The sequence below is a fragment of the Algoriphagus aquaeductus genome (assembly GCF_003253485.1).
In the GTDB taxonomy this organism is placed as follows: Bacteria; Bacteroidota; Bacteroidia; order Cytophagales; family Cyclobacteriaceae; genus Algoriphagus; species Algoriphagus aquaeductus.
Genome location: NZ_QKTX01000001.1, coordinates 525,259 through 550,805, shown reverse-complemented (window position 1 = coordinate 550,805; position 25,547 = coordinate 525,259). Strand labels below are relative to the sequence as shown.

Sequence of the window (25,547 nt, the reverse complement as noted above, 5' to 3'; positions counted from 1 at the left end):
GACCAATTTCCTCAACAATCCGGAAAAAGAACTCCAGGAAAGCCTCGCAAAATCCTCCCAAATGAGCATCTTTCCAACTTAGGGGGCTTCACTTTCCAAAACGTACAGGAAAAACCCGAAATTGGACAGATAGAAAAAGAAATGTCCGACTATTCTATTTTAGTCGGACAGTAGTGATTTTAAAATTGAAAGACTTTCAAATTTGGCATATTATCGAACCCTGACTCTCCTCTTCAAAGATCTTCCTAAGCTGCAAAAAAACAAAAAAACCGCGATTTGCGGTTTTTTGAAGAGGATGATTTTTTCAATTGAATATTATTCGGGTTTGATTCCCATTTTTTCCATGTGCGCTTCCTTGATCTTGCGTCTCAAAATTTTCCCCACATTTGATTTGGGAAGTTCATCTATGAAGTAGACTTCTTTGGGTACTTTGTAATTAGTGAGTGAATTTTTGCAGTGTTGAATAATATTTTCTTCCGAAATAGCGCCATCCTTTTTGACCACATAAGCCACTACTTTTTCAGTGGACTTCGGATCTGGCATGCCAATGACCCCAACCTCCATTACTCCAGAGTAAGAGGCTATGGCGTCTTCCACCTCATTGGGATACACATTGAAGCCAGAAACCAAGATCATCTCCTTTTTCCGGTCCACAATTTTGATAAACCCATCCTCATCCATCACTCCGATATCTCCGGATTTAAACCATTCGCCATGCATGACATTGGCCGTCTCCTCTGGCCTGTTCCAATACCCTTTCATCACTTGGGGACCTTTGATGAATATTTCTCCCCGTTCACCGATCCCAAGAGCATGACCCTGATCATCCGCGATCATGACTTCGGTATTGGGAAGGGGCAATCCGATCGTGCCGATTCGCTCAGTACCATCAATTGGATTGCAAGTGGCTACTGGAGAAGTCTCCGTCAGGCCATATCCTTCGGCCAAAGGCACTCCGGTGGCATGTTTCCATTTTTCAGCAGTTGCTTTTTGAACTGCCATTCCCCCTCCTACTGCGATTTTCAATCCGGAAAAATCCAGGTTTTTAAACGCTTCTTGATTCAGCAAACCATTGAAAAGCGTATTGACTCCGGTGATGACGGTGAACCGTTTTTTAGCCAAATCTCCGATGAAAGCTTTCATGTCTCTCGGATTGGTAATGAGCACATTATGCGCTCCGATTTTCAGCATCGCTAGACAGTTGACTGTCAAAGCAAAAATATGGTAGAGCGGTAGTGCGGTAATGACTATTTCCTCCCGCTCCCGGAGTTTGGGCTTCATCCACGCAGAAATCTGTTGCATGTTGGCCACGATATTACCATGTGTCAACTCGGCGCCTTTAGAGACCCCTGTGGTCCCTCCTGTATACTGGAGAAATGCAGGATCCTCCAAGCTGCATTTCACTGATTTAAACTGATGGGAAGCACCTTTGGAAAGTGCGGATTTCAAACTCACCGATCCCGGTAGGGAAAAGGCAGGAACCATCTTTTTGACATGTTTTACGACCAAATTGACAATCATGCCTTTTAGAGCTCCCAATAGATCGCCCAATTCGGTCACAATCACATGTTTGGCTTGGATTTCAGACCGGATTTTCTCCAAGTTGGAAGCAAAATTCGCCACAATCACGACCACATCTGCCCCTGAATCATTGAACTGATGCTTCATCTCGGAGGGGGTGTAGAGGGGATTGGTATTCACCACGACCATCCCGGCACGGAGCGCACCAAACATGACCACCGGATATTGCAACACATTGGGCATTTGGATCGCTACCCGAGAACCTTTAGCTAACTTAAGTTCATAAGTGAGAAAATTGGCGAAATATTGACTCATGCGGTCAAGATCCTGGAAGGAAAGGGTTTTTCCCATGCATTCATACGCAACAGAAGAGCTGAATTTCCTTACACTCTCTTCGAATAGTTCGGTCACACTGGAATAGGCCTGACAATCCACCTCTTTATCGACAGAGGCAGGATAAAATTTCAACCAAGGAAAATCGCTCATATTTTGGATATTTTGGGTTAATCTAGCTTTCCAATTACTTAAAATTCCGTTGCTTCACCAAAAAGAATCTGGCTCAGCTCAAAATTTTTCGTGCAATCAACTCCTTCATGATTTCATTGGTACCGGCATAGATCCGTTGTACCCGAGCGTCTGCCCAAGCTCTGGCTACCCCATATTCCCACATATAGCCATAGCCTCCATGAAGCTGTACGCACTCGTCTGCTACTTTACATTGAAGCTCGGTCATGTTGTATTTGGCCGCAGAAGCCATTGCAGAATCGAGCTTGCCTTCGTTATGCAGCGAAACCAGGTAATCACAGTAAATCCTACCTTGCTCTACCTGAGCTGCCATCTCGGCCAATTTGAATCGCGTGTTTTGGAATTCTGAAATTGCCTTTCCAAATGCCTTCCGCTGCTTGACGTAATCAATGGTACTTTTTAAGGCAAATTCTGCCAAGGCAATTGCTGCCAAGGCGACTACCAATCGCTCCTGTGCCAACTCAGTCATCAAGTACTTGAAGCCTTCACCCACTTTACCCAACAGGTTTTCCTTGGGCACTAGGACGTCTTCAAAAAACAATTCACAGGTATCCTGAGCATGAAGACCGACTTTTTCGAACGGGACTCCCTTAGAGAACCCCTGCATATGATTATCCATCAGAAAAAGGGAAATTCCTTTGGCTCCCTTGCTAGGGTCTGTTTTGGCTGCCACTACGACCACATCAGATAAATAGCCGTTGGTTATAAACGTTTTGGAGCCATTGATCACATAATGATCACCCCGATCCACCGCAGTCGTACGCATTCCCTGCAAATCTGAGCCCGCACCCGGTTCGGTCATCGCCACCGCACCGATATACTCTCCGGACACCATTTTTGGAATATACTTTTGCTTGGCTTCTGCGGTCGCATAATGCAAAACATAGGGCATGACAATATCACTATGCAAGGGATAACCAATCGCTGGTCCGGAACATCCACTCAGCCCCAACTCCTCAATCAAAATGGCATTGTATCTAAAATCCTGAATATTGAGCCCTCCCAATTCTTCCGGTGCCTGGATGCCTAAAAATCCATTTTCTCCAAGTTTCAGCCAGGAATCCCGGCTGACCATTTTTTGTTTTTCCCAATCGGCATTATGGGGAGTGATCTCTCTGGAAATGAAATCTCTGACACTCTGTCGAAACAGTTGGTGCTCTTCGGTAAATAAGGATCTGTGAAGTCCGAACATATTTGGGTTTAGTTTTTCTTTGTCCAAAAATAGACATTTTGCTTTGTACCATTTTGGCTATATGTGACGGTCGAAGATTAAAATTTAGGCTTTATTACAAAAAAAAAGCCTCAGAATGATTGCATCTGAGGCTTTTGAAAAAATGCGGGAAGGATTATTCAAAATACAAGGCTTTTGTTCTTCCGTGAGAATCAGTGACTTTTAAGTATACTTCCTCAGGAGATACTCCTTTGAGCTTATAATTTTTTCTGAATCCCTCCTCAGAGTCGATTTCTTCTGCAAAAATCACCTTGTTGGAGATGTTATGTCGGATTTCGACATCCACTCCGGGCTCATCCAATCCTATCACGGTCAAGTTGATCGTTTCCTGGTCTATTTTTTTACCATAAGCAGCCAGTGGCAATTCGGAAGTTTCTTTCTTTTTTTCGAAAGTGGAAACTTTATAGACCACCTCTTCCTCTTCAGTGGAGATTCTCACCTGATATTCTCCGCATGGCATCTCTGAAAGATTGTAAGGAATGACGGTATCTTGATCTCCTACTTTTACTTTTCTTTGGTGAAGCTTTCTTCCAGTTTGATCATAAATGGCGATTTTGGCTTCTCCCACACCTTCTTTTAAAAGGACATTGACGGTCTTAAATTTTGCCTGAACATTTGAAAGTGCCATCAAGTCTTCAGCGGCATTGGCGGCTAGGCTACTCAAAGATAAAGCACCTGCCAGAGCGATTGTGAATAAGGTTTTCATAAAATTTGTTGGTTTAGTGTTGTGCTAGGTATTCTGCTAAGCACATACCAACCCATTTTGGCATGCCATTCAGGCCCCTCGGGAAGCTTAAAAAATTTACATCTTTTAAGACAGAATGAATTCCGGATGAAATTCCATCGGGCTCCAAAAACGCGATTTTTTGACCATTAATGAGAAAAAGCCCGTTCGAGTGTTACGATTCCGTACAATTCCCTCGAAAAACGAGAAAAACCTAGGTTGCACCATATTGTATAGATTAAGGAAAATTTATTTTGAAAAATTTTCTATACCCCTGAAAACAAGTGATTTAAAAACAAAAAACCTGTACGATAGTGTACAGGTTTTGTCCGAATAGACACGAAATTTTGCAATCAAAAGGCATAGCCAAATCCAACTCCGGCAAATAAAGGCCAGAAGCCGTTGTTGTTGAAGATTGGAGTCAGATTGATTCTCCAGGTAAATCCTCCATCCACAGGAATTTTTCGATAACCAAAATTCAGGGTACCCATCAAGTTTGGAGAGCCATTCACAGGCAGGATAAACTCGTAGCCGTAATTCTCGACTACCGTGTTGGTGCAGATATATTGCCCTGATGCATCCACATATCCAGAGCTACAATAAGAATAGGAATACCGGTCTTGATTGAAAGCAAAAAGGGTCATCCCGGCACCCAGCTCAAAATAGTGCGGGCCTTTTCCATAGAGTTTATTGACCATGACCGGAAGGGAGAAAAAAGTATCCCCGTCAATACCGTAACCACCAGCGCCAAGTCGCATTCCCCAAGAATCCATCCGGGTCTTGTCAAACCGGAAATCATAATTGAAACTCTACGCCAATCCGGCACCTCCCAGCTCCATGTAAACAGAACGATGGGGAATAACCTGCTCCTGTGCCCTAACAGAATGCACAAAAAGGAAAATCAAGCATGCAAAAAGGAGTTTTTTCATAGTGGTTTAGTTTTTTTTTGTCCAAAATTAACACGAATTCTGAAGCCAATTGGCTACAAACTCAGTTGGTCTATTTGAAAATAATCAAAGATCCAGTAGAAATACAGGCTAAGTCATTAATTTTAAATATGATACCCAGTGATCTTCCGAAACCAAAAAAAAAATCCATTTTGCTCCGGTTATGTGGTGTATTTTGCTGATTCTCATATCAGGCTGCATCCGGATTGAAGAAGATCCTTACAATCGCTGCCCTTCTGCTATTGAGGCTGATGCGATAGGTATCAAACAGGTATTTTTTAGTCCGTATCGAAGTCAGGCTTATTCCTTGTCGACCGATACTGTTTCTTTCAAAGATTTCCGATTCAACTTTGAATTGGATGTAAAAAAGAAAGAAAATGCACTTTCTCAAGTCCCACAGACCTATGCTTATTCACTTGTCTGCGAAGAGAAGTACCGGATTCAGAATATTTCCAACCTAACAGTGATTTTGACGGCACCTTTTGCAGGATTGCCGGTGGGTACAGATATCGCATACGCTTTAAGGACATCCGATGGCAAAAGAATTTCAGAGTTGAGAAATTTTGAAGAAGTTTCTGTTTACTTTGGCTCCAGCCTTACCTTAAATCCTGAACCTTATTCCCAGCTCAAAACGCGAATCTTTGTATTTTTCCGCAACGGAACTCAGGCCTTTCTTGATTCTACCTCCCCTTACCTAAAAACCAACTGAATTCATGGCACGAAAACTATTCCTGGGGCTTTTTGCGACTGCAATGATCCTTGCTATCACTTATATGCTGGGGCCAAAAGTAAAAACCCAGGAGCTCGTGATCGAATTTCCTGAAGTGCCGACCCGAATGACCGAACTCGAGGCCTACCTCAAAAACCGTGAGGATTCGGTAATAGGACTCAAAGAAGGAAACGAAGCCTATATTATATGGGCGGATTCTCTGGTCAAAAGAAAGACGCCTTTCTCGATAGTCTACATCCATGGATTTGGGGCCAGCCCTATGGAAGGGGATCCGGTTCATCGCTTTTTAGCAGATCACTTCGGGGCCAACCTCTTTGTCACCCGTCTTCCAGAGCATGGTATCCGCCGGCAAAATGGAATGGAATACCTAAGCGCTCAAAAACTCGCCAATGCGGCTGGAGAAGCTTACCAGATCGGCAAAAGTCTCGGTGATCAGGTGATCGTAGTAGGCACCTCCATGGGTGGAGCCCTTTCCCTACTATTGGCCAGTCAGCAACCGGACATTCACGCCTTAGTAGTCTATTCGCCCGCCATTCGGGATGGAGATGGTAGGCTGGAGAGTTTTTTCAAGCCTTGGACCAAATTGATCATGGAGAAAACCCTGATGGAAAATGGAGTGATCCATCAAAAAAGACAAGGAGAAAAGGCGGCGTTTTGGTCAGAAGATTACCACATCAATGGTTATGAGAGTCTTGCCGTCCTGTTATACAGTGAAATGAATTCCGAAACGTTTTCAAAAATCAAACAGCCGCTTTTCTTGGGATACTATTACAAAAATGATCAGGAACAGGATTTTGTGGTTTCAGTACCCAAAATGCTGGAAATGTACAGTCAATTGGGAACTGAGGCCGCTTTGAAAAAAGAGATGGCCTTTCCCAAAACAGGTGATCACGTGATCACTTCCGCGATCACCTCCAAGGACTGGCAGAGTGTTTTATTCAGCACGATAGATTTTCTGGAAAACATCGCCAAGGTACCTTCCCGTGAAGTCTTTCAGCAACGGGTTCAGGAAATGACAGAGGCCAATGAGTTGATCCGGAAGATCGATTAAAATGATTTTCGGAAAGGCATCGCAGGAAGTTGAATCGAGTTGATCAAATTGACTTGGGGATTGTCCGCCCAGGCATATCGGACACTCACAGGAGTGATTCCTTCAGGAATCGTCAGTGTGATTTGATCTTTCTCTGAAATTACGCCTTGGACCGATTCAAATTGTCCTTCCGCATCTTCCACATAGAAGCCAAGAACTTCCTCCCCAAATGCCAGCTTCAACCCCTCTCCTACGTCAAAAAAGCTAACCAAAAGTTTGTCTCCTTCTCTTTTTATTTCTTTGACAAATGGCCCCGAAGCAAGAATCTGCTCCTCAAAAGCCACTTTTCTGGCTTGAAGCCATAATCTTTCGCCTACATCCTTTTTGTTTCTGGGATGGATGTCTTTTTCTTCCCCGATATCAATGATCGTGGCCATCCCGGTTTTCGGAAGCTCGAGAATTCTGGTCTGCGCCTCTCGAAGCAAAGCCCACTTACTATCCGGTTGTACTTCTTTTCGCTCCATGAAATTGGCCAACTGCACATATAAGAAGGGGAGAAACTCCATCTTCCAGCGACTTCTCCAATTTTGGATCATTGTTCCAAAGAGCTCCCGATACTCCTCTGCTCGACCTGCATTGCTTTCCCCCTGATACCAAATCACTCCCTTGATCGAATAGTTGGTCAGCGGTGCAATCATGGCGTTGAACATGAATCCAGGCCTCCAATTGTGATATTCCACCTTGGGGAGTTGTGGCTCTACCACGGAATTGGAATAAGACCAATTCCCCTCAAGACTGATTTTTCGACCATTTTGAGTCACATACATTTCCCCGGCTGATCCTACGACTGGGCGGTTATCCCAGGTATTGATCGCACGGATGGTGAGTACATTTTGGCCGGCTTTGAGCAACTCTCCGGGAATTTCTAGGGTAGGCATGGCTGCGCCCCAATCCTTGTAATGTACCTGGACACCATTGACATAGACAAATGCCATTTGCTCCAGTCTGGACAGGGTAAGCGTTGCCGGACTGTTGGAAGGAAGGTTGAACTTTTTCCTGACCCAAGCAATGTGCTCCAAAGGGTTGGATGCGGGAAGCTGAATCGACTTCCAGCCCGATTCGGTGTATCCGAGAGCGGCTACTTCCGCAGCCATCAAGGAATCAGGCCTTCGAACCAGCAAGTCTCTCATCTCCCTTTTCTTTTCATTCTCAGCCAGGATTTCCTTCCACTTTGACCTGTTCTCAATAACATCTTTCGCCTCTTCCGTGAAAGATCGCTCCTCGATTTCGGCCAGGACCTGAGCTTCTGTCCATCCTTCTGCTGGAGTTCCTCCCCAATTGGATTCAATGATGCCGACGGGAACATTTTTTTCGAGGTGATTCTTTTTGGCAAAAAACCAGGCCACGGCGGAGAAATCGGGAAGATTCTCCGCATTGGCTATTTTCCAAGAACCTCCAGATACATCAGCCTTCTCCGTGGCACTGTAATCCTTCGCAACTTTAAAAAATCGGATTTGAGGAAAATCAGGATTGGCAAATTCCGCTTCTCTTCCGATCACTCCGGATTTGAGTGCCCATTCCATATTGGATTGGCCCCCGGCCAACCAAACATCACCGACATACACATCATGGATGGTCTGCACGTTGACCTGCAGCTGAAAAGGCCCTCCAGAAGGTAAAGGAGGCAATTGAACCTTCCAAGTACTGTCTTCGGCTACTTTGGTACTGCCAATCGCACCTGCCAAAGAAACCCTTACTTTCTCACCCGGTGTTCCTTTTCCCCAAATCTGAACGGGTTGATCCCGTTGAAGGACCATGCCATCGGACAGCAATTTTGGGAAGGTGACAGGAGATTGGGGAATGGGCATTTCGCAGCCAAAAAGCATGGCGAAAATTCCCAGAAGTAAGGCGTACTTTCTCATCGGTGTTGGGGTTAAACGTAAAAGGGAGACCTAAGCCTCCCTTTAATTTCGATCAAATAAAACGATTGATCAAATTTTCAAAATACTCCTGCTTACCGCTATACTGCTTCGGTTCCCCTACTTCAAATGCGTAGGATCTTAGGTCTTCCAAGGTAAGTGTTCCATTTTCAAACGCCTTTCCTTTTCCTGAATCAAAGCTGGAATAGCGGTTCTTTCTTCTTTCCAGATAATCGGACTTTTCCATGATATCCGCAGCGATCAGCAATCCACGCGCAAAAGCATCCATACTGCCCACGTGAGCCAAAAACAGATCTTCAGGATCCGTAGAGTTTCTTCTCACTTTGGCGTCAAAGTTGACACCGCCCCCCTGAAGGCCTCCGGCTGCCAGGATCACGAGCATGGATTCAGCCAATTCCTGAAGATTCAAGGCAAATTGATCCGTATCCCATCCGTTTTGATAATCTCCACGGTTGGCATCAATGGATCCGAGCATTCCGGTATCAGCAGCCACTTGAAGCTCATGCTGGAAAGTATGTCCGGCAAGAGTGGCATGGTTCACTTCAATATTCAATTTGAAATCCTTGTCCAAACCAAAGTGTCTCAAAAATCCGATGACGGTTTCGGAATCATAATCATATTGGTGCTTGGTAGGCTCCATGGGCTTGGGCTCGATGAAGAATGTTCCTTTGAAACCGTTCTTTCTCGCATAATCCCTTGCCATGGTCAGGAATCTGGCCAAATGCTCTTTCTCCCGCTTCATGTCGGTATTGAGCAAGGACATATAGCCTTCTCTACCTCCCCAGAACACGTAATTTTCCCCTCCTAATTTGATCGTTGCATCGATGGCATTTTTTACCTGAGTTCCTGCAAAAGCCACCACGTCAAAATTTGGGTTTGTCGAGGCTCCGTTCATGTACCGAGGATTGCTAAATACATTGGCCGTACCCCAGAGAAGCTTAATTCCTGATGCTTTCTGATGATCGGCTGCATAATCCGTGATGATCTGCATGCGCTTTTCATACTCAGCCAAGCTAGGACCCTCATCGATTAGGTCAACATCGTGAAAGCAATAATAATCCACGCCAATCTTACTGATAAACTCAAAAGCGGCGTCCATCTTATCCTTGGCTCTTTGAATCGGATCAGGATTGGCATCCCATGGATGCGTGATCGTACCCGGTCCAAACGGATCTCCTCCGGTACCGCAGAAGGAATGCCAGTAGGCGATCGCAAACTTGAAATGCTCCTTCATGGTCTTTCCAGCCACGACACGGTTTTCATCATAGTATCTGAAAGCTAGCGGATTGTCGCTTTGATGGCCTTCGTACTGAATCTTTCCAATAGTTGGGAAATAGGTCTTTGACATTGTTTTTTGGGTTTTTATAGAAATAGGTAAATAGGTTTTAAAATTTGAAATTAGAGATTTGAGATTTGAGATTTGAGATTTGGAATTAATCGCAAATCAGGCCTTTCAGTCGATTTTCCCAATGCTGATAGACTTCTTCGTAGGGCTCGTAGAAGTTGGCATTGGGTTCCAGCGTTTCCAACAACTCCAACCCATGAAATGCCTGATTTTCATCCGAAAATATCCCGGCACCAATTCCCGCACCACGGGCAGCCCCCTGCGCCCCATCGGTATTGTACAATTCTAAATTGACTCGGTTCATATGCACAAAGGTCTTTCGGAACAGAGGACTTAGAAACATATTGGCATGCCCTGCTTTTACAGTCTGAAGATTCATTCCCATATCCTTCATGATTCTAAAACCAAATGTCAGCGCAGATACAATCCCTTCCTGAGCAGCTCGGACTACATGCCGCTTGTCGTGTTTCAACAGATCCAATCCCAGAAGATGTGCACCTACCGGTTTGTTTTGCATGATCCGCTCCACTCCGTTACCAAAGGGAATAAAGACCAGACCTTCTGAACCAATTAACGCTCCATTTCCCAGCGAATTCATTTCCTCATAAGTGATTCTCGATCCTCCCATGACTTTTTTGAGCCAAGAATTGAGAATCCCAGTGCCATTTACACAAAGTAACACACCATAGGAAGGCTTTTTCTTTGAATGGTTGACATGGACAAAAGTATTCACTCTGGACTGGGGATCGTATAGCGGCTCATCACATACCCCATACACGGTACCTGAGGTCCCCGCTGTGGTGGCCAATTCTCCAGGCTTCAAGACTTGGAGTGAAAAGGCATTATTAGGTTGATCACCGGCCCGATATGCCACAGGAATCCCCGATTCCAAACCTGTTTCTTTAGCTGCTGAAGCAGTCACTTTTCCTTGTACCGAAAAGGAGGCTACAACCTCTGGCATCCATTCTTTAGAGATCTCCATTTGCTTGAGCAACTTCTCACTCAATCCATTCTTTTTGAAATCCCAAAAAATGCCTTCGGAAAGTCCCGTTTCTGAGGTAAGAATCTCTCCGGTCAGCTTCATGGCGATAAAGTCACCGGGAAGCATGATTTTATAAATCTTGGAGGCGATTTCAGGTTGGTTTTCGATTACCCAACGAAGTTTGGATGCGGTAAAATTCCCGGGAGAATTCAGCAAGTGAGGAAGGCAATAGTCAGCACCTAATTTTTTAAAGGCTTTTGCACCGATCTCCACTGCACGACTGTCACACCATATAATAGATGGTCGAAGTACCTGCTGATTTTTGTCTACACAGACTAGCCCGTGCATCTGATAGGCTATCCCGATGGCTTGGAGTTCTCCTTTTTTGACCTCTGCTTTCTTTTGGACAAAAGCAATGCAATCTTTCGCATATTTCCACCACATCTCCGGGTCCTGTTCGGCCCAGCCGGACTGTGGGGAGTCAATAGGCATTTCCTCTTCGGGAAAGGCTTTGGCAACAAGGGCTTTTCCGGAATCTACATCCAAAAGGGAGGCTTTCACTGAAGAGCTTCCCAAATCCAGTCCCAACAATAACTTTCTCATCTTACCAGAATACGATATAAAGTGCTGCTGTAATACCTGCAATCAAAATGGCTCCGATTTTAAATCCTGTGCTGGTTCGGAAGAGGTCTGAGTTGACCTCTATACTGTTTGGATGATCTTTGCCTTTCCCTTCTACGAGCGAAATGGCAATCATCAATGCAGCCAAAATCAAAAATACCAATCCCATTCGGTCAATGAAGGGTAAGGCAGGAAATGCCACCTTCAGAACCACAGAAAGCGGAATACTCAAAGAAGCACCGACCAGGGCCGCATTGGAAGTGGTCTTCTTCCAGAATACGCCAAAGAAGAAAATGGCAAATACTCCGGGGCTGATAAAGCCCGTGTACTCCTGGATAAACTGGAAAGCCTGATCCAACTGCCCCAAAGCGGGTGCTACAATGGCTGCTATCACAAATGCCACCAATGCCGTGATCCGACCCACTCTTACCTGGGTGACCTCTGAGGCATTTTTACCGAAATATTTATTATAAATATCCATGGTAAAAATAGTCGATGTACTGTTGGCCATAGAAGCAAGGGAAGACACAATGGCTGCCGTCAAAGCCGCAAAGGCCAAGCCTTTCAACCCTACCGGCAAAATCTGAAGTAAGGTAGGATAAGCACGGTCAGACTTGATCAAACCTGTAGCTGGATCTTTCATTGATTCGATAAACTGCGCATCCAGTCCATTATTGACAATGACCAAAGCAGCGATTCCAGGAATCACGACGATCAAAGGCATCAACAACTTCAAAAATCCGGCGAAAATCATCCCTTTTTGTGCTTCATCCAGGCTTTTGGCAGCGAGCGCTCTTTGCGTGATGTACTGGTTGAAGCCCCAATAACTTAAATTGGTAATCCACATCCCTCCTACCAAAACAGATAATCCCGGAAGATCCAGATAGGCATCCCTTGTTCCCCCTTTTCCGTCGGGAATCATCATCTCCCCTTTGGAAAGGATCATGGAAAAGTGACCCGGCACTTCTTTTCTGAGCAGGCTAAGCCCTTCCCAAGCATCACCATTTCCTACAATCCCCAAGGCAATGTAGGTAGTAGCCAAACCACCTGCGATCAAAAACACGACCTGGATCACATCGGTCCAAGCCACAGCCTTCAATCCGCCATAAATCGAATAAATCATGGCAAAAAGTGCCAAACCAATGATGCCGTACACCAATGGCACGTTCAGGATCGTATTCAGACTCAGTGCACCCAAATAAAGGACAGAGGTAAGATTGACAAATACATACAGTAAAAGCCAAAATACCGCCATGGTAGTACGCACTCGGGTATCGTAGCGATCCAACAGAAAACCCGGCATCGTATAAATCCCTTTCTTGATGTAAACCGGAAGAAAGAAAATCGCAACCACCAACAAGGTGGCTGCAGCCATCCACTCATACGTGGAAATCGCCAATCCAAGGGCAAAACCGGAACCGGACATACCGATAAATTGCTCCGCTGAGATATTGGAGGCAATCAGAGAGGCGCCAACTGCCCACCAAGGCAGGGCTTTACTGGCTAGAAAGTAGTCTGAGGAGTTTTTGACGTGTCCTTTTTTCTCCCGGGAGACGAAGATTCCCATCCCGATGATCAAAAAACAGTAGCCAAAGAATACAATTAGGTCAATGGGTTCTAAGAGCATAAAGCAAGGTTGATTGAGGTTTTAGGGTAATAAGTCAGGTTATTAGTTCAAACTTTACATTTTAAGGTCGATAAATATAAGGGTTTGATGCAAACGTGTGCATATTTTCAATTCCAATTCGGGTCCTTAATCGAATAATTTATCCAGCCACAGCAAACTTTCCGTCGAAAATTGTTTCGATTCGATTCTGTCCAAATAACTTACCCCGGTCACATTGGACACCCAAACACGCTCAGCTTGGTTCAGATCAGCCGGATAGAAGGACCCTTCCACCGCTTCCAAGCCACAATTTGCCGCTTCTTCCATGATCACCCTTCTCGACACGCCACCAATACACCCGCATTCCAAATCAGGGGTAAAAATTTCATTTCCCTTTTGCCAAAACAGATTGGACGCACCGGCTTCGGACAATCTTCCCTGAGCGTCTCGAAGGAGAATTTCATCCCATCCCCTTTTCTGCCGCTCCTGGGCGGCCATAATATAAGGCATTGCATTGAGCGTTTTGAATGAACTCCAAGGGGTATGGGAAAGTCGGATAGAGTCGGAAATACCTGCAATCGGTTTGACTCTTGGAGCTTCATGAAAAGGTTCAAGGTGTAAAGCCTGCGAAAGGGAATTTTCATTCGGAGTATATTTTCCGGAACCGGATCGAAACAGATTCAATCTTACCCTAAGTTTGTTTCCTGAAAAACGCGTGGCTAAAAAATCCTGAAGGAGGTCAAGGTCGAAATGGGTAGGCTTGATTCCCAAAGCCTCTAAAGCTCTAAGAGCCCTATCTTGATGAAATTCAGAAAATCTAATCTGGTTTTGATCAAAAACCATTGTTTCAAATATTCCATCCCCAAAATTCATTGCCCGGTTTGGAATCGGGAAAAGCCCAGTGGGTATCCAAGTGCCCGAATGATCTGAAAAAACAAATACTGTATCAGAATCGCTCATTGATTTGTTCATATTCGGACATAAATTAGTTCTGTTCCAGCAACGATCTGTTAAAATAGATAAACAAACCGCCATTTAAGCCAAAAAAATAAGGATTGAAAGGAAAAAATCCCTTATTCTTGAACGCGATTTTGTACTAGCACCATAATTGAATCTTAAGGACCCATGGCAAACAAAAGCAGTGTATTTGATATGATTGGACCGGTGATGATCGGACCTTCATCTTCTCACACCGCGGGAGTAGTCCGAATAGCCCGCGCCGCTATTCGAATATTGGGAGAACTGCCCGAAGAAGCCTCCATCACTTTTTACAATTCATTTGCAAGAACTTATGAAGGACATGGCAGTGATCGGGCAATTTTAGGGGGATTGATGGATTTCAAAACAGACGATGCCCGGATCAAAAATGCGCTTGAAATCGCCAAGGAAAAAAATTTGAAATACACTTTCAAATCCATCGGCAATTCATCTGTTCACCACCCCAACACCATCAAATTACAACTGAAAAAAGGAAATAAGAGCGTAGAGGTAGTCGGTGAAAGCCTCGGAGGAGGAGTCATAAATATTGCTGAGGTCGATGGATTTGTAGCCAATTTTTCAGCTCAAAACCATACCTTAATTATCAAAGCGGATGATATCTCCGGAGCTATTGCCTTCATTTCCAGTGTGATTGCTCAGGAAAAAACGAATATTGCCACCATGTCTGTGTCCCGAAAAGGGAAAAATGACATGGCTTGCCATGTCATCGAGATGGATAGTGGAATTCGAAAAATTACCACTGAGTATCTTCAGTCTCTTCCCTGGGTTAAGGACCTAATTTACATTCCTGATATAGATTTATAATCGTCACCTTTTACCTTTCACCATAAACCAACTAAACATGAAAAAACTTTTTACCGCCGCATTGCTGGTGTTGGCTCTCCAGGTTCCCAGTTTTGCCCAAAGTGAAATCACTGGACCAATCGATCTCCTCACCGCGGTAGAGATTGCTTTGGAAAATAATCTTACACTTAAACGAACAGAAATCAATCAGGGCAATTTCGAAGCAGAACTTTTAGCCAATCAAGGCCGAAGAATCCCTTCTTTAAGCTCAGGTGTGTTTCCAGGTTATCGTTGGGGTAGATCTATTAACCCAGTAACCAACCTCTTTGAAACCAGAAGAATCGGAAACATCAACGTGACGGCAAACTCAAGTTTGCCGATTTTCAATGGCATGCGAATCAACAACAGCATCGCCCAAGCCAGAAAAAACCTGGAAGCAGGTCAATATTCACTTCAAGCTACCAGAAATACCATCACCCTGAGTGTCATCAATTTGTTTATTGATGTGGTCTTCAATAGAGAGCAGGTGAAAATTGCAGAAAATCAGCTCAAAACCACCTCCGAACAGCTTGAGCGAACCAAAAAACTGGTTGCTGCGGGTTCGCTGCCCTTGACCAATCAATTGGATCTTCAATCTCAAAATGCCACCAATCAACTCAATTTGATCAATGCGGTTAATGGTCTTCGGTTAGCCAAGTTGGCCTTAACTCAAGCCATGGTGATTCCATTTACGGAGGATTTTGATGTAATCGAACCAGCTTATGAAGTCAATCAGGCTGAGCTTACCTCCAGCACTCCCATGGAAATTTTTGAAGTGGCTGTTACAACCCTTCCTCAAATCAAAGCTGCAGAGGCCAACATAGAAGTGGCCGAATATGGGGTGAAAATCGCAAAAGGAGCATTCTATCCCACCATTGGAGCGGGAGTTTCTATTTTTTCCAACTATGTAGATCAGGCATTTTTGCCGGGTTCATCAGAAATAATTCCTTTTAGAACTCAAATTGAAAACAACCTGTCTCAATCTGGGAATCTTCAGTTGAATATCCCGATATTCTCCAACTTCAGCAACAAGGCTTCACTACAGCGAGCTCGTGTCCAGCAGAGACTGGCTGAAGTTGAGGCTCAAGAAGCCAAAAACACACTTCGCCAAGATATCGAAACTGCCTACACCCAGGCTTTGGCGGCAGAGCAAAGCTATCAGGCTTCACTGGTCAGAATCAAAAGTCTGGAAGAGACCTTCCGCGTCTCTCAGCAGCAGTTTGATTTGGGTGCCATTAATTCGGTAGACTTTCAAGTGGCCCAAAACAACCTCTTTAATGCTCAGGCTGATTTGATCAATGCAAAATACAGCTACATTTTCCGAGTAAAAGTACTCGATTTCTATCTAGGTAATCCGCTTAATATTTACTAACCCATGGCTACTAAAAAGTCCAACAAACTTCTGTATTACCTACTCGGAGCAGTAGGAGTGATTATTGTTTTTGCCATCATCGGTCGGTCTGCCGGTTGGATAGGCGGAGTCAAAGAAACTGAAGTAGAATTTGCCAATGTAAAAAAGACCGCTATTGTTGAAAAAGTAAGTGCTTCTGGAGAAATCCAGCCCGAAATCGAAGTCAAACTTTCTCCGGATGTGGCAGGAGAAATCATCGAACTGAATGTTCAAGAAGGAGACTCAGTAGAATTAGGTAAGCTTTTGGTGAAAATCCGACCGGATAATTTCGCATCTGCATTGGACAGAACCCGGGCAAACCTCAATCAACAGATGGCCAATCTTGCTCAATCCAGAGCTAGCTTGCAACGCGCAGAGGCCCAGTTTACTCGTTCAGAACTGGATTTTAAAAGACAAAAAACCCTCCACGAACAAAAGGTCATTTCCGATGCTGACTATGAGCAGGCTTTTGCCAATTTTATCTCCGCAGAAAAAGATCTCGAAGCAGCAAAACAAGGAGTGATTGCGGCAGAATTCATCGTAAAAAGCTCCCAAGCCTCTGTCAATGAAGCTTCCGAAAACCTTCGATTGACCAATGTCAATTCCCCGGTTTCCGGAATTGTATCCAGTTTGAAGGTTGAAAAAGGGGAACGGGTGGTAGGAACCCAGCAAATGGCCGGTACCGAGATGATGACCATAGCAGACCTTACCCGGATGGAAGTTCGTGTAGACGTCAATGAAAATGACATTGTAAGACTTTCTTTGGGAGACACGACTTTGATCGATGTGGATGCCTATTCTGCCAGCGGAAAAAAATTCAAGGGAATCGTAACCAGCATTGCCAATACCGCAAATACGAAGGCATCTGTGGATGCAGTGACCGAATTCAAGGTGAAAATCCGAATTCTCAATAGCTCTTATGAAGAGCTGGTGAAGGCAGGAAATAGATACCCGTTCCGTCCAGGCATGACAGCATCAGTCGAAATCATGACCAATGCTAAAAATGATGCTGTGGCTATTCCACTTTCAGCCGTTACTACCCGGGAAACTCAAATGGATACCCTTCCTGGAGGAACGACCAAGGCGAAAGAAATCGTATTTGTCAGTGAAAATGGGGAAGCTAAAATCAGAACCGTAAAAACCGGAATCTCGGATTATGAAAACATTGAGATTCTGGAAGGACTAAAAGAAGGAGATGAAGTCATTTCGGGGCCTTACTTCGTAGTCAGCAAGCAGCTTAAAGAGGGTGATCGGGTGAAAAAACTCGTAGCCGGAAAGCCCGAAGAAGTGAAAAAATAATAATTTAATAATCCCCGCCCGGTGCGGGGATTTTTTTTGTCCATCCAGAACAAAGATCCATTCTCAATCTGCTGGGAGCGCAACTCTCCTCGCCACTGGGAGTATCCCTATTTCATTTTGAAACAATTAGTGAGTAAAGTTTTATTCACTAAAATTTAGAAGAATCTTTGAAGGAACCCGCAACTACCTTGACTGCGGGAAGTGAGACGCCAAAAGCGGCACCTAAAAATAAATCCACAAAGGCAAATAAATCAGTCATTTTGGATACAGCGGATATAATGACCTTGAAAATAAAAATCAATTAGATTCTTCATTATCAGTTGATTTGATCCGGCTTCCAGGTAAGCAATTCGGTTGGGAATAGTCACTGGCTTCACCCACCACCCTACAAATTGCTCTTCCTTCTCATAGGAGTTATTATAGAATTTCCTTCCTCCTGGCTTTGCATTGAATCCAGACTCATTGGTCGAATTAAATATTGTTTCTTTCCAGTTGCTTCTGCTTTTTAGTTTCCTTCCCACTTCATCTTCCCCACCCAAATGCTCGATAAGTGCCAAAAAATCCTCATTACTGGGCAATCCCCAGCCATCGGGACAGATTCCCCCCTCAAACGCATGAATATTATACAGTTTACCATAGCGGGCATCGTTACTTGTCAAATTATCATAGTAAGAATAAGCTGCACGATCAAAATCGGCTGGAAAACTGGGATTCCATGCGGGCCAAGAAGGCCGATGTTCAATGGGCTTCCCATTTTCACGGATGGTATTTCGAAGGTTCTCCGCCATCCACCACCGATCCCCAATCTTGACTGTTTGGTACTCATTTCCCTCTCGATCTTTGACAGTCCCGAATTCCGGAACTTTAAATTCTATCTTTTTTTCCAGTCCCTTGGCATCTGTAACCATGAGGAAATGGTCTCCTGCTGGAAACGTGGCATTGGTTTCATTCATCACACCGTTACTCCACCTAATCTCAAATGGGCCCTGTCCTCCGAGTACACTCAGATTCGCAGTTCCCCGGTCAAAATAAAGGTCGAGAATCAACTCATTGACTCCCGGCATTCTCCCCTTCAGGTTTTTGGTCACCGAATGTCCTTCTTGGGTAAAGCTCATGGTAAATTGGAATTCCTGAGCCCCCTCCTGCATTCTGTCAAAAGTCAAAAACAGTTGATTTCCTTTTTGAACTTGGTTAGATAGAAATACTTGGGGATTTGAAATAGATTGGATTTGAAAAGTAAACCCCTCCAACGGTCGAAATATGCTCGGTGAAGTAGAATAGGAAAAGGAGAAATCCGGTAAAAAAGGGTAAGATAGTTTCTGGTAGCTCCGGTATTTAGAAATCCATTCGGCATGTGCGTTTCTTTGATATTTTGCCTCTTCAAAAATCAGAATAGCGTATTGTCCCAATCCCTCCATCCCAAGGCTTGCGTCTGAACTATTAAGGCGGATGTATTCACCTTCCAATTTAAAAACCAAAGAATCCCCAGGATTAAAAAGTATGGGCTTTTCATCAACTTTTCCATACATCGTTTGGAAGGATATATCCCTCAAAATCGGACAATTCAACACCTTCATTCTGGAAAGCTCGATAACCATGGAATACTTCCAAATCACATCCGCGACAAAAGCTTTTAAGGCGTCAAGTATTGGAGACGCAGGAAGATAGATCAGCTGTGCTCTTGCATTCCTTTCACTTTCTGTCTCTACTTGAAAATTTTTAAAGAAAACCCAATAGTTGGCGTCCAGGCAGTTTTCATCCATGGGTAATTCAAACTGAAAAGAAGCAAACTTTTCCAATCGATTCTGTTGGATGATTTTGCTCAAAGTATTCTTTTGTTCAGAAGTCAGATCATTAAAAAGTGCTTTGAAGAAACCAGTCCATTCCAACCAAGTTGCGTATTGATATCTTAATTCAGGATGCTTTTCCAAGCTGTCCTGAATCACCCTGCTCCCTGCAAAATAATCTTCCCAAAAGGCATCACCAATTGGAGTGGGGTTTTGGAAAAAACTCCCAACTTTCACATTCCAAACCATGGTTTTTGGTCCAATTTGAAGCTTGAGTAGATAGTCTCCGGGAGGTAATTCAGGAACCATAAAAAAAACCAAACCATTTTCTCCTTTTCCTACTTCAAAGGTCTTTCCTCCAAGTTCCCCTCCGATTTTTTCATATCCTTCGAGCGGAATGCCTGGATTAAAACTAAAAACCTGAAGAGGCAAAAGCTCTCTTTCAAAACTGCCTACCAAGTTTTCAGTAGGAGGTTTTTCTATTTCCTCAATGGTGCAAAAACAAAGACCAAAAAGAAGCACAAAATAAAAATATAGGTTACAACTTGTTCTCACGTGGCGAAAGCTGCTGGTTTATTTCTAATCAAGTTCTCTAATTTTTGGAGACAATCTGATAAAACAGCAGGTTTAGATTGGCAGGATATACAAATTCCATTTGAAATTTTATGATTTTTTCAAAAATGAGAATTCCCTTCTCGGTGTAGTGGTTTGATGGCACGTAACCGATTCAAAATTGGCTTTAGGTTTCGATTTGAGGTAATTTCCCAAGGAGATTAGGGAGATTTTCCACTTAATTCCATTCATTGAGACTTGTCTTCTGTATTCTGGATACAAAAATTCCTTTTTGAAATAACTCAATCCAACGTGATGGTCACGCTATGTTTTTCAAAGGTTACTTTAGCGCGGTTTTCCAGGTTAACTCTTTGATAATAAACACAATATACCAAAAGGCCTTTAAAGGACTTCAACAGCGGTTATAATTTTCAATACGCACACTTACTTCCAGGTATACCTGACACCCAAAAATCCTCTGATTCCCTGATTCGGGGCAAACATATAAGTCGGATCAAAGGTCAGGGCATTGGGATTTTCCGGAGTGGCTACCACATTACCTGCCCCGTCAAAAATCACCCCCCGATCAAAGGGATCAAAGGCCCTCGCGATGCTGTTGGCAGGAGGAGTGTAATTGAGGATATTTTTTACCCCTCCATAGATTTCCCATTTTTCTCCCAGTCCTTTGGTAATCTGAATATTCTGAAGACTCCACCAAGGGGAATATTCGGGACGGTCATCCAACTCACCCAACAAAGGAAGCCGCATCGGACTGTACACATTTCCGGTATAATCTATCGTCAATTCGAGTGGATGGATATGATAGCCAATAGTCCAAACACCGGAAAACCGCTCAGCAAACAGCTGCCTCTCCCTGATTCCATTTTCCTCCAAGGTAACATCCATGAGTGTCGCTCCAGCCAGCAACTTAAATCCATTGGCCCATAAGCCATCAAAATTGAAACTAATCCCCTGACTTTTCGAAGTCCCATCCAGATTGGCGTAAATGATCTGATTGGGATTGGTCTCATAGTCCGGAATGATCTGATTGGAAAATTGGGTGTAAAAAATACTTCCCTCAAGGCCAAAATAATTCCCCAGGTCGCTGTAGATTTTTTTGACCAGGTTGGTATTTACATTCCAGCTTCTTTCCGGATCCAGTTCTTCCTCAAAAACCACTTGTCTCGCCCCGGTCAAGGCCGCATGATCTTCGGTAAAAACATTGGCTACCCGGAATCCATTTCCGATGGAGGTCCTCCAAATCAAAGATTTATCCTCCGAGCTGATTTTATAATTCAGTCTCGGAGACCAGATCGATCCGTGAATGGAATTGTAATCATATCGGATACCCACGAGCAAACTTTGAGTCTTGGCCAACTTCAATTCATTTTGAACAAATACGCCGGGCAAATGAGTGACAAAAGGAGAATTCCCTACGCCAATACTCTCGGCAGTAGCTGGGGTGTTGTCATCATAATAGGTCAATCGGTATGCAGCCCCAGCCAGAAGTTGATTCTTACCCAGTTGCTTATTCCAGGTCAGCTGACCAAACCCAATCCGCTGATCGGCACCATAAAATACATCACCATAATAGGAATTCTGCTTATGGCCATTGGCTGAAAACTGAAAGTTCAATTGCTCTTTGACCGGAAGTTGGTAATTGCCAAAAAACTCCCATCTGTCGGTACGGATACTTTCACCATAGATTACGTCTCCACCTCTGAAAATAGGCTTCCAATCCATCTCCCCTCCCCAACGGTCCTCGGTCACAAATCTTCCGGCAATTGAAAAAACCTTCCCGTTCTTTTGCTGCATTTGGATTTTTTGAAAAATAGAAAAACGCTTCTGAAGGGTTAGATCGGTCATTCCATCCTGATTGTTGTCGATCGGGGTATCGTACCAAAAAGTATTGACTCCGGTAATGGCCTGGATATTTTTTCCTAAAGAGGACTTGATGCCCAAGTCCAAATTGAGCTCTCCCCAAGTGGAGCCAAAGGCATCCAGCGAAACCAAAGGGGCATTTTCCGGACGCTTGGTAATCACATTGATCAAACCTCCTACCGCTTCGGAACCATAAAGTGTCGAGGCCGGACCTTTGACCACCTCGATTCGGTCTATCAAGGCCTGAGGAATCCCCGAAAGCCCATATACTGTCGCCAAACCACTCACAATCGGCATCCCATCGATCAAAATCATGGTATAAGGTCCCGCCAATCCGTTGATCTGGATATCTCCGGTGTTGCAAATGTTGCAGTTGACCTGTGGCCGGACACCATTGATGTTTTGAAAAGATTCAAAAAGTGACGGTGCAGGATTGGATCTGAAAAAGGAGCTTTTGTACACTTCTACCGGGACAGGACTATCCAAGCGGGAAACTTCCTGGAGGGTGCCGCTTACAACTACTTCATCCAATTGGGTATCCAAAGAAAGAAGTGTGACGATCACCTCTTTTCCATCCCACTGCACTTGTTTCAGAAGTGTCTGAAATCCCAATCTGGAAAACTGAAGAGTCAAAGGACCAGAAGGAGGAATAGAAATTTCAAATCTTCCCAAACTGTCCGTCAGCGTTCCCTTTCCCGTCTCCTTGACCAGCACCTGCACCAACTCCAGCCCCTCTCCTTTTGAGGATTTAACCCAGCCGATTTGAGTCTGTTGGGCATTTACCAAGCTAGTAAATAAGATGAACAAACTGATGAGTAAAATTTCTTTTTTCATATATGCAACATTATTGCATTTATAGTGAATTTCCCAAGCAAAGTTTTTATTCGTTTTTCTTTCCCTCGGGTACAAATTCAGCACCGCAAAGTAATTAGATTAGCAAAATTACATTGTTAGACCATTCTAACAAATTTGTTTTTCAAAATAAAGAGGATTTTATTTGAATTGAATTGAAAAGTATGGCCTCAAGTACCGAAGAAAACTACCTCAAGTCCCTTTACAACTTGGCAAATGCCGAAGGGGAAGTCAATCTTTCAGAATTGGCAGCTAGCCTACAAGTGAGCATGCCCACAGCAAATAGCATGGTCAAATCCCTTCAAAAAAGCGGTTGGGTGATGTATGAAAAGTACAAACCACTCACCTTGACCAAAGAGGGTAAGAAAATCGCAGCCCTAATCATCCGCAAACACCGACTGACAGAAATGTTTTTGGTCAAGGTGATGAATTTCGGTTGGGAGGAAGTGCATGAAGTTGCCGAGCAGATTGAACATATTCACGCTCCAAAATTTTTCGAGCGGATGGATCAGATGTTGGGATTTCCCACGGTCGATCCTCATGGTTCGCCTATTCCCGATCCTCAGGGTAAAATTACTCCATTGTCCTACACACCCCTTTCCCATGCTAAACCCGGTCAAAATGTACAATTAGCTGCACTGACGAATTCCTCAACCGAGTTTTTAGAATTTCTCAACAGCCGTAATCTTTCTTTAGGAACTCAATTGAGCATCCTTTCCAAAGAATCTTATGACCAAACCATGGTGGTAAGCTATGCCCATCATCCTTCAGAAACCTTGAGTGAAAAGGTCTGCGAGCGGTTGTTGGTGAGGGTGTTGGAATAATTCCTATGACATTATGTGAAACCTTGATACTGAAAGAAATTACACTTTCGGTAACTTCATTTTTCTGACTGCCCCCTATTTTCGAATTCTCTTTACCTTCATGAATATGAGCTTCTACAAGAACTTCTGTTTTCTCGCACTCGTCGTGTCTTTACCCTTCCTGAGCTTCTCCCAAGACCGGGTTACTGGCAAAACTTTCACTACCCGATCTGAAGTCATCGCCCAAAACGGGATGGTTGCGACTGCCCAACCGCTAGCAACCCAAGTGGCATTGGATGTGCTGAAAAAAGGCGGTTCGGCCATGGATGCTGCCATCGCCGCCAATGCCATGCTGGGCTTGGTCGAACCCAATGGCTGTGGAATAGGTGGTGATGTCTTTGCCATCATCTGGGATGCCAAGACGAAAAAACTCTATGGCTTCAATGGCAGCGGTCGTGCTCCTGAATTGCTGACGATGGATGTATTCAAGGAAAAGGGATTGAGCACAGTTCCCTTACTTGGTCCCCTTCCCGTCTCGGTTCCGGGTTGCGTGGACGGTTGGTTTGAAATGCACAAGCGCTTTGGGAAGCTCTCCATGCAGGAAATCCTTCAGCCTTCCATCGACTATGCCAATAACGGTTTTCCGGTCACCGAGGTGATTGCCTGGCAGATGAACAACATGTGGCCGGAGATGCAGGACATTCCGGGCTTCCGAAAAACCTACATGCCCAATGGCAAAAACACGCCTAGAAAAGGAGAAGTCTTCAAAAATCCGGACTTAGCCAGAACCTACTCCCTGATTGCCCAAGAAGGCAAATCGGCTTTTTATCAAGGAGAAATCGCACAGACCATCGACCGGTTTATGAAAGAAAACGGGGGCTATCTCCGCTACGAGGATTTGAAAAAACACACGTCCGAATGGGTGGAACCCGTCAGCACCAATTACCGCGGATATGACGTTTGGGAACTTCCGCCCAACGGGCAGGGAATTGCCGTCCTACAAATGCTGAATATCCTTGAAGGTTATGATATCAAATCTATGGGTTTTGGAAACGCGGAATACCTGCACGTGCTGACCGAAGCCAAGAAATTGGCTTTTGAAGATCGGGCTAAGTTCTATGCCGACCCGGCATTCAACCAGATTCCGGTGGAAAAATTGATTTCAAAAGAATACGCCGCCGAACGTCGGAAACTCATCGATCCCAACAAGGCAGCGATGGCCTACCCTGCCGGGGAAATCGAAAAAGGCAACACCACCTACCTGACCGTAGCGGACAAAGACGGCAATATGGTTTCCTTTATCCAGAGTATCTATGATGAGTTTGGGTCGGGAATGGTGCCGGATGGATTGGGTTTTGTTCTCCAAAACCGCGGACAACAGTTCAATGTGCAGGATCCCAACCATTGGAATTCCTTAGCCAAAGGCAAGCGTCCTTTTCACACCATCATCCCGGCCTTTATCACCAAAGATGGGGAACCCCTGATCAGTTTTGGTCTGATGGGTGGTTCGGTTCAGCCTCAGGGACATACCCAGATTGTAGTCAATCTGATTGATTTTGGCATGAACCTTCAGGAAGCAGGCGACGCACCTAGAATGCGGCACAACGGTTCGTCCGAACCCACCGGCTCGAAGATGAGCAATGGAGGATCCCTGAATCTGGAAAGCGGCTTTTCCTATGAGGTGATCCGCCAACTCAAGGAAATGGGCCATCGGGTAGAGTATACCATAGGCCACTATGGAGGGTATCAAGCCATCTATTACGACAAAATCAACAAAGTCTACATCGGCGCTTCCGAATCCCGAAAAGACGGACAGGCGGCAGGGTATTGAGGCTTGGGCTAAAGCCCGGTAAGTTTCCCGCTTAATCCGAAGAATGGGCTAAAGCCACATTCCAATTCAAATGAATAACCGCAGCTCCTCCAAATTTGCAATTTGGAGGTACTATTTAAGGATTTAAAA

18 protein-coding genes are annotated in these 25,547 nt (G+C 44.4%); 7 read left to right on the top strand and 11 right to left on the bottom strand.

Annotated features, from left to right (window positions below):
* Positions 1-315: 315 nt before the first annotated feature.
* The 4 genes from CLV31_RS02320 to CLV31_RS02305 all read right to left on the bottom strand — a co-directional run bounded on the left by CLV31_RS02320 (position 316) and on the right by CLV31_RS02305 (position 4,759).
* Entirely contained in the window at positions 316-2,007 is a 1,692-nt protein-coding gene (locus CLV31_RS02320) for an AMP-binding protein (protein ID WP_111391246.1), read from the bottom strand.
* Positions 2,008-2,080: 73 nt separating this feature from the next.
* Positions 2,081-3,238 (bottom strand): acyl-CoA dehydrogenase family protein, encoded by a 1,158-nt coding sequence (locus CLV31_RS02315; RefSeq protein ID WP_111391245.1) that lies wholly within the window; start codon positions 3,236-3,238, stop codon positions 2,081-2,083.
* 154 nt (positions 3,239-3,392) lie between these two features.
* Positions 3,393-3,983, bottom strand: a complete 591-nt coding sequence (locus CLV31_RS02310; protein WP_111391244.1) for a T9SS type A sorting domain-containing protein — start codon at positions 3,981-3,983, stop codon at positions 3,393-3,395.
* A gap of 371 nt (positions 3,984-4,354) precedes the next feature.
* Entirely contained in the window at positions 4,355-4,759 is a 405-nt protein-coding gene (locus tag CLV31_RS02305; protein WP_245943301.1) for a hypothetical protein, read from the bottom strand.
* Between the two features lie 364 nt (positions 4,760-5,123).
* Here CLV31_RS02305 and CLV31_RS02300 point away from each other — a divergent pair, with 364 nt between their 5' ends.
* A complete protein-coding gene (locus CLV31_RS02300) occupies positions 5,124-5,657 on the top strand; it encodes a hypothetical protein (protein WP_181452553.1) in 534 nt (177 codons plus the stop codon).
* 4 nt (positions 5,658-5,661) lie between these two features.
* On the top strand, positions 5,662-6,729 hold the full coding sequence (locus tag CLV31_RS02295; protein WP_111391242.1) for an alpha/beta hydrolase: 1,068 nt from the start codon (positions 5,662-5,664) through the stop codon (positions 6,727-6,729).
* On the opposite strand, the gene CLV31_RS02290 is transcribed toward CLV31_RS02295, so the two are convergent.
* The 5 genes from CLV31_RS02290 to CLV31_RS02270 form a co-directional block, all read right to left on the bottom strand.
* Entirely contained in the window at positions 6,726-8,630 is a 1,905-nt protein-coding gene (locus CLV31_RS02290) for a sialate O-acetylesterase (protein ID WP_111391241.1), read from the bottom strand. The genes CLV31_RS02295 and CLV31_RS02290 overlap by 4 nt on opposite strands.
* A gap of 52 nt (positions 8,631-8,682) precedes the next feature.
* Entirely contained in the window at positions 8,683-9,996 is a 1,314-nt protein-coding gene (gene xylA, locus CLV31_RS02285) for a xylose isomerase (protein WP_111391240.1), read from the bottom strand.
* An 85-nt stretch (positions 9,997-10,081) separates the two neighbouring features.
* A complete protein-coding gene (locus CLV31_RS02280; RefSeq protein ID WP_111391239.1) occupies positions 10,082-11,578 on the bottom strand; it encodes a xylulokinase in 1,497 nt (498 codons plus the stop codon).
* Position 11,579: 1 nt separating this feature from the next.
* Positions 11,580-13,223 carry a sodium/sugar symporter gene (locus CLV31_RS02275; protein ID WP_111391238.1) on the bottom strand — a complete coding sequence of 548 codons (1,644 nt, stop codon included), beginning with the start codon at positions 13,221-13,223 and terminating at the stop codon, positions 11,580-11,582.
* A gap of 126 nt (positions 13,224-13,349) precedes the next feature.
* Positions 13,350-14,162, bottom strand: coding sequence for an aminotransferase class IV (locus tag CLV31_RS02270; protein ID WP_181452552.1), 813 nt, complete (start codon positions 14,160-14,162; stop codon positions 13,350-13,352).
* A 165-nt stretch (positions 14,163-14,327) separates the two neighbouring features.
* Here CLV31_RS02270 and sdaAB point away from each other — a divergent pair, with 165 nt between their 5' ends.
* From sdaAB to CLV31_RS02255, 3 genes are read left to right on the top strand one after another with little or no spacing between them, the layout of a single operon-like run.
* Positions 14,328-15,005 (top strand): L-serine ammonia-lyase, iron-sulfur-dependent subunit beta, encoded by a 678-nt coding sequence (gene sdaAB, locus CLV31_RS02265; RefSeq protein ID WP_111391236.1) that lies wholly within the window; start codon positions 14,328-14,330, stop codon positions 15,003-15,005.
* A 37-nt stretch (positions 15,006-15,042) separates the two neighbouring features.
* A complete protein-coding gene (locus CLV31_RS02260) occupies positions 15,043-16,395 on the top strand; it encodes a TolC family protein (RefSeq protein ID WP_111391235.1) in 1,353 nt (450 codons plus the stop codon).
* Between the two features lie 3 nt (positions 16,396-16,398).
* Complete coding sequence (locus CLV31_RS02255; RefSeq protein WP_111391234.1) at positions 16,399-17,712, top strand: efflux RND transporter periplasmic adaptor subunit; 1,314 nt, start codon at positions 16,399-16,401, stop codon at positions 17,710-17,712.
* Positions 17,713-17,963: 251 nt separating this feature from the next.
* Here the strand turns inward: CLV31_RS02255 and CLV31_RS02250 are convergent, their stop codons facing one another.
* Positions 17,964-19,958: an FISUMP domain-containing protein gene (locus CLV31_RS02250; RefSeq protein ID WP_146250854.1), complete on the bottom strand. Its 1,995-nt coding sequence runs from the start codon at positions 19,956-19,958 to the stop codon at positions 17,964-17,966.
* A 537-nt stretch (positions 19,959-20,495) separates the two neighbouring features.
* Positions 20,496-22,766 carry a TonB-dependent receptor gene (locus CLV31_RS02245; RefSeq protein ID WP_111391275.1) on the bottom strand — a complete coding sequence of 757 codons (2,271 nt, stop codon included), beginning with the start codon at positions 22,764-22,766 and terminating at the stop codon, positions 20,496-20,498.
* A gap of 182 nt (positions 22,767-22,948) precedes the next feature.
* Between CLV31_RS02245 and CLV31_RS02240 the strand changes: the two genes are divergently transcribed.
* Entirely contained in the window at positions 22,949-23,608 is a 660-nt protein-coding gene (locus CLV31_RS02240) for a metal-dependent transcriptional regulator (RefSeq protein WP_111391232.1), read from the top strand.
* Between the two features lie 106 nt (positions 23,609-23,714).
* Positions 23,715-25,418, top strand: coding sequence for a gamma-glutamyltransferase (gene ggt / locus CLV31_RS02235; RefSeq protein WP_111391274.1), 1,704 nt, complete (start codon positions 23,715-23,717; stop codon positions 25,416-25,418).
* Positions 25,419-25,547 lie beyond the last annotated feature (129 nt).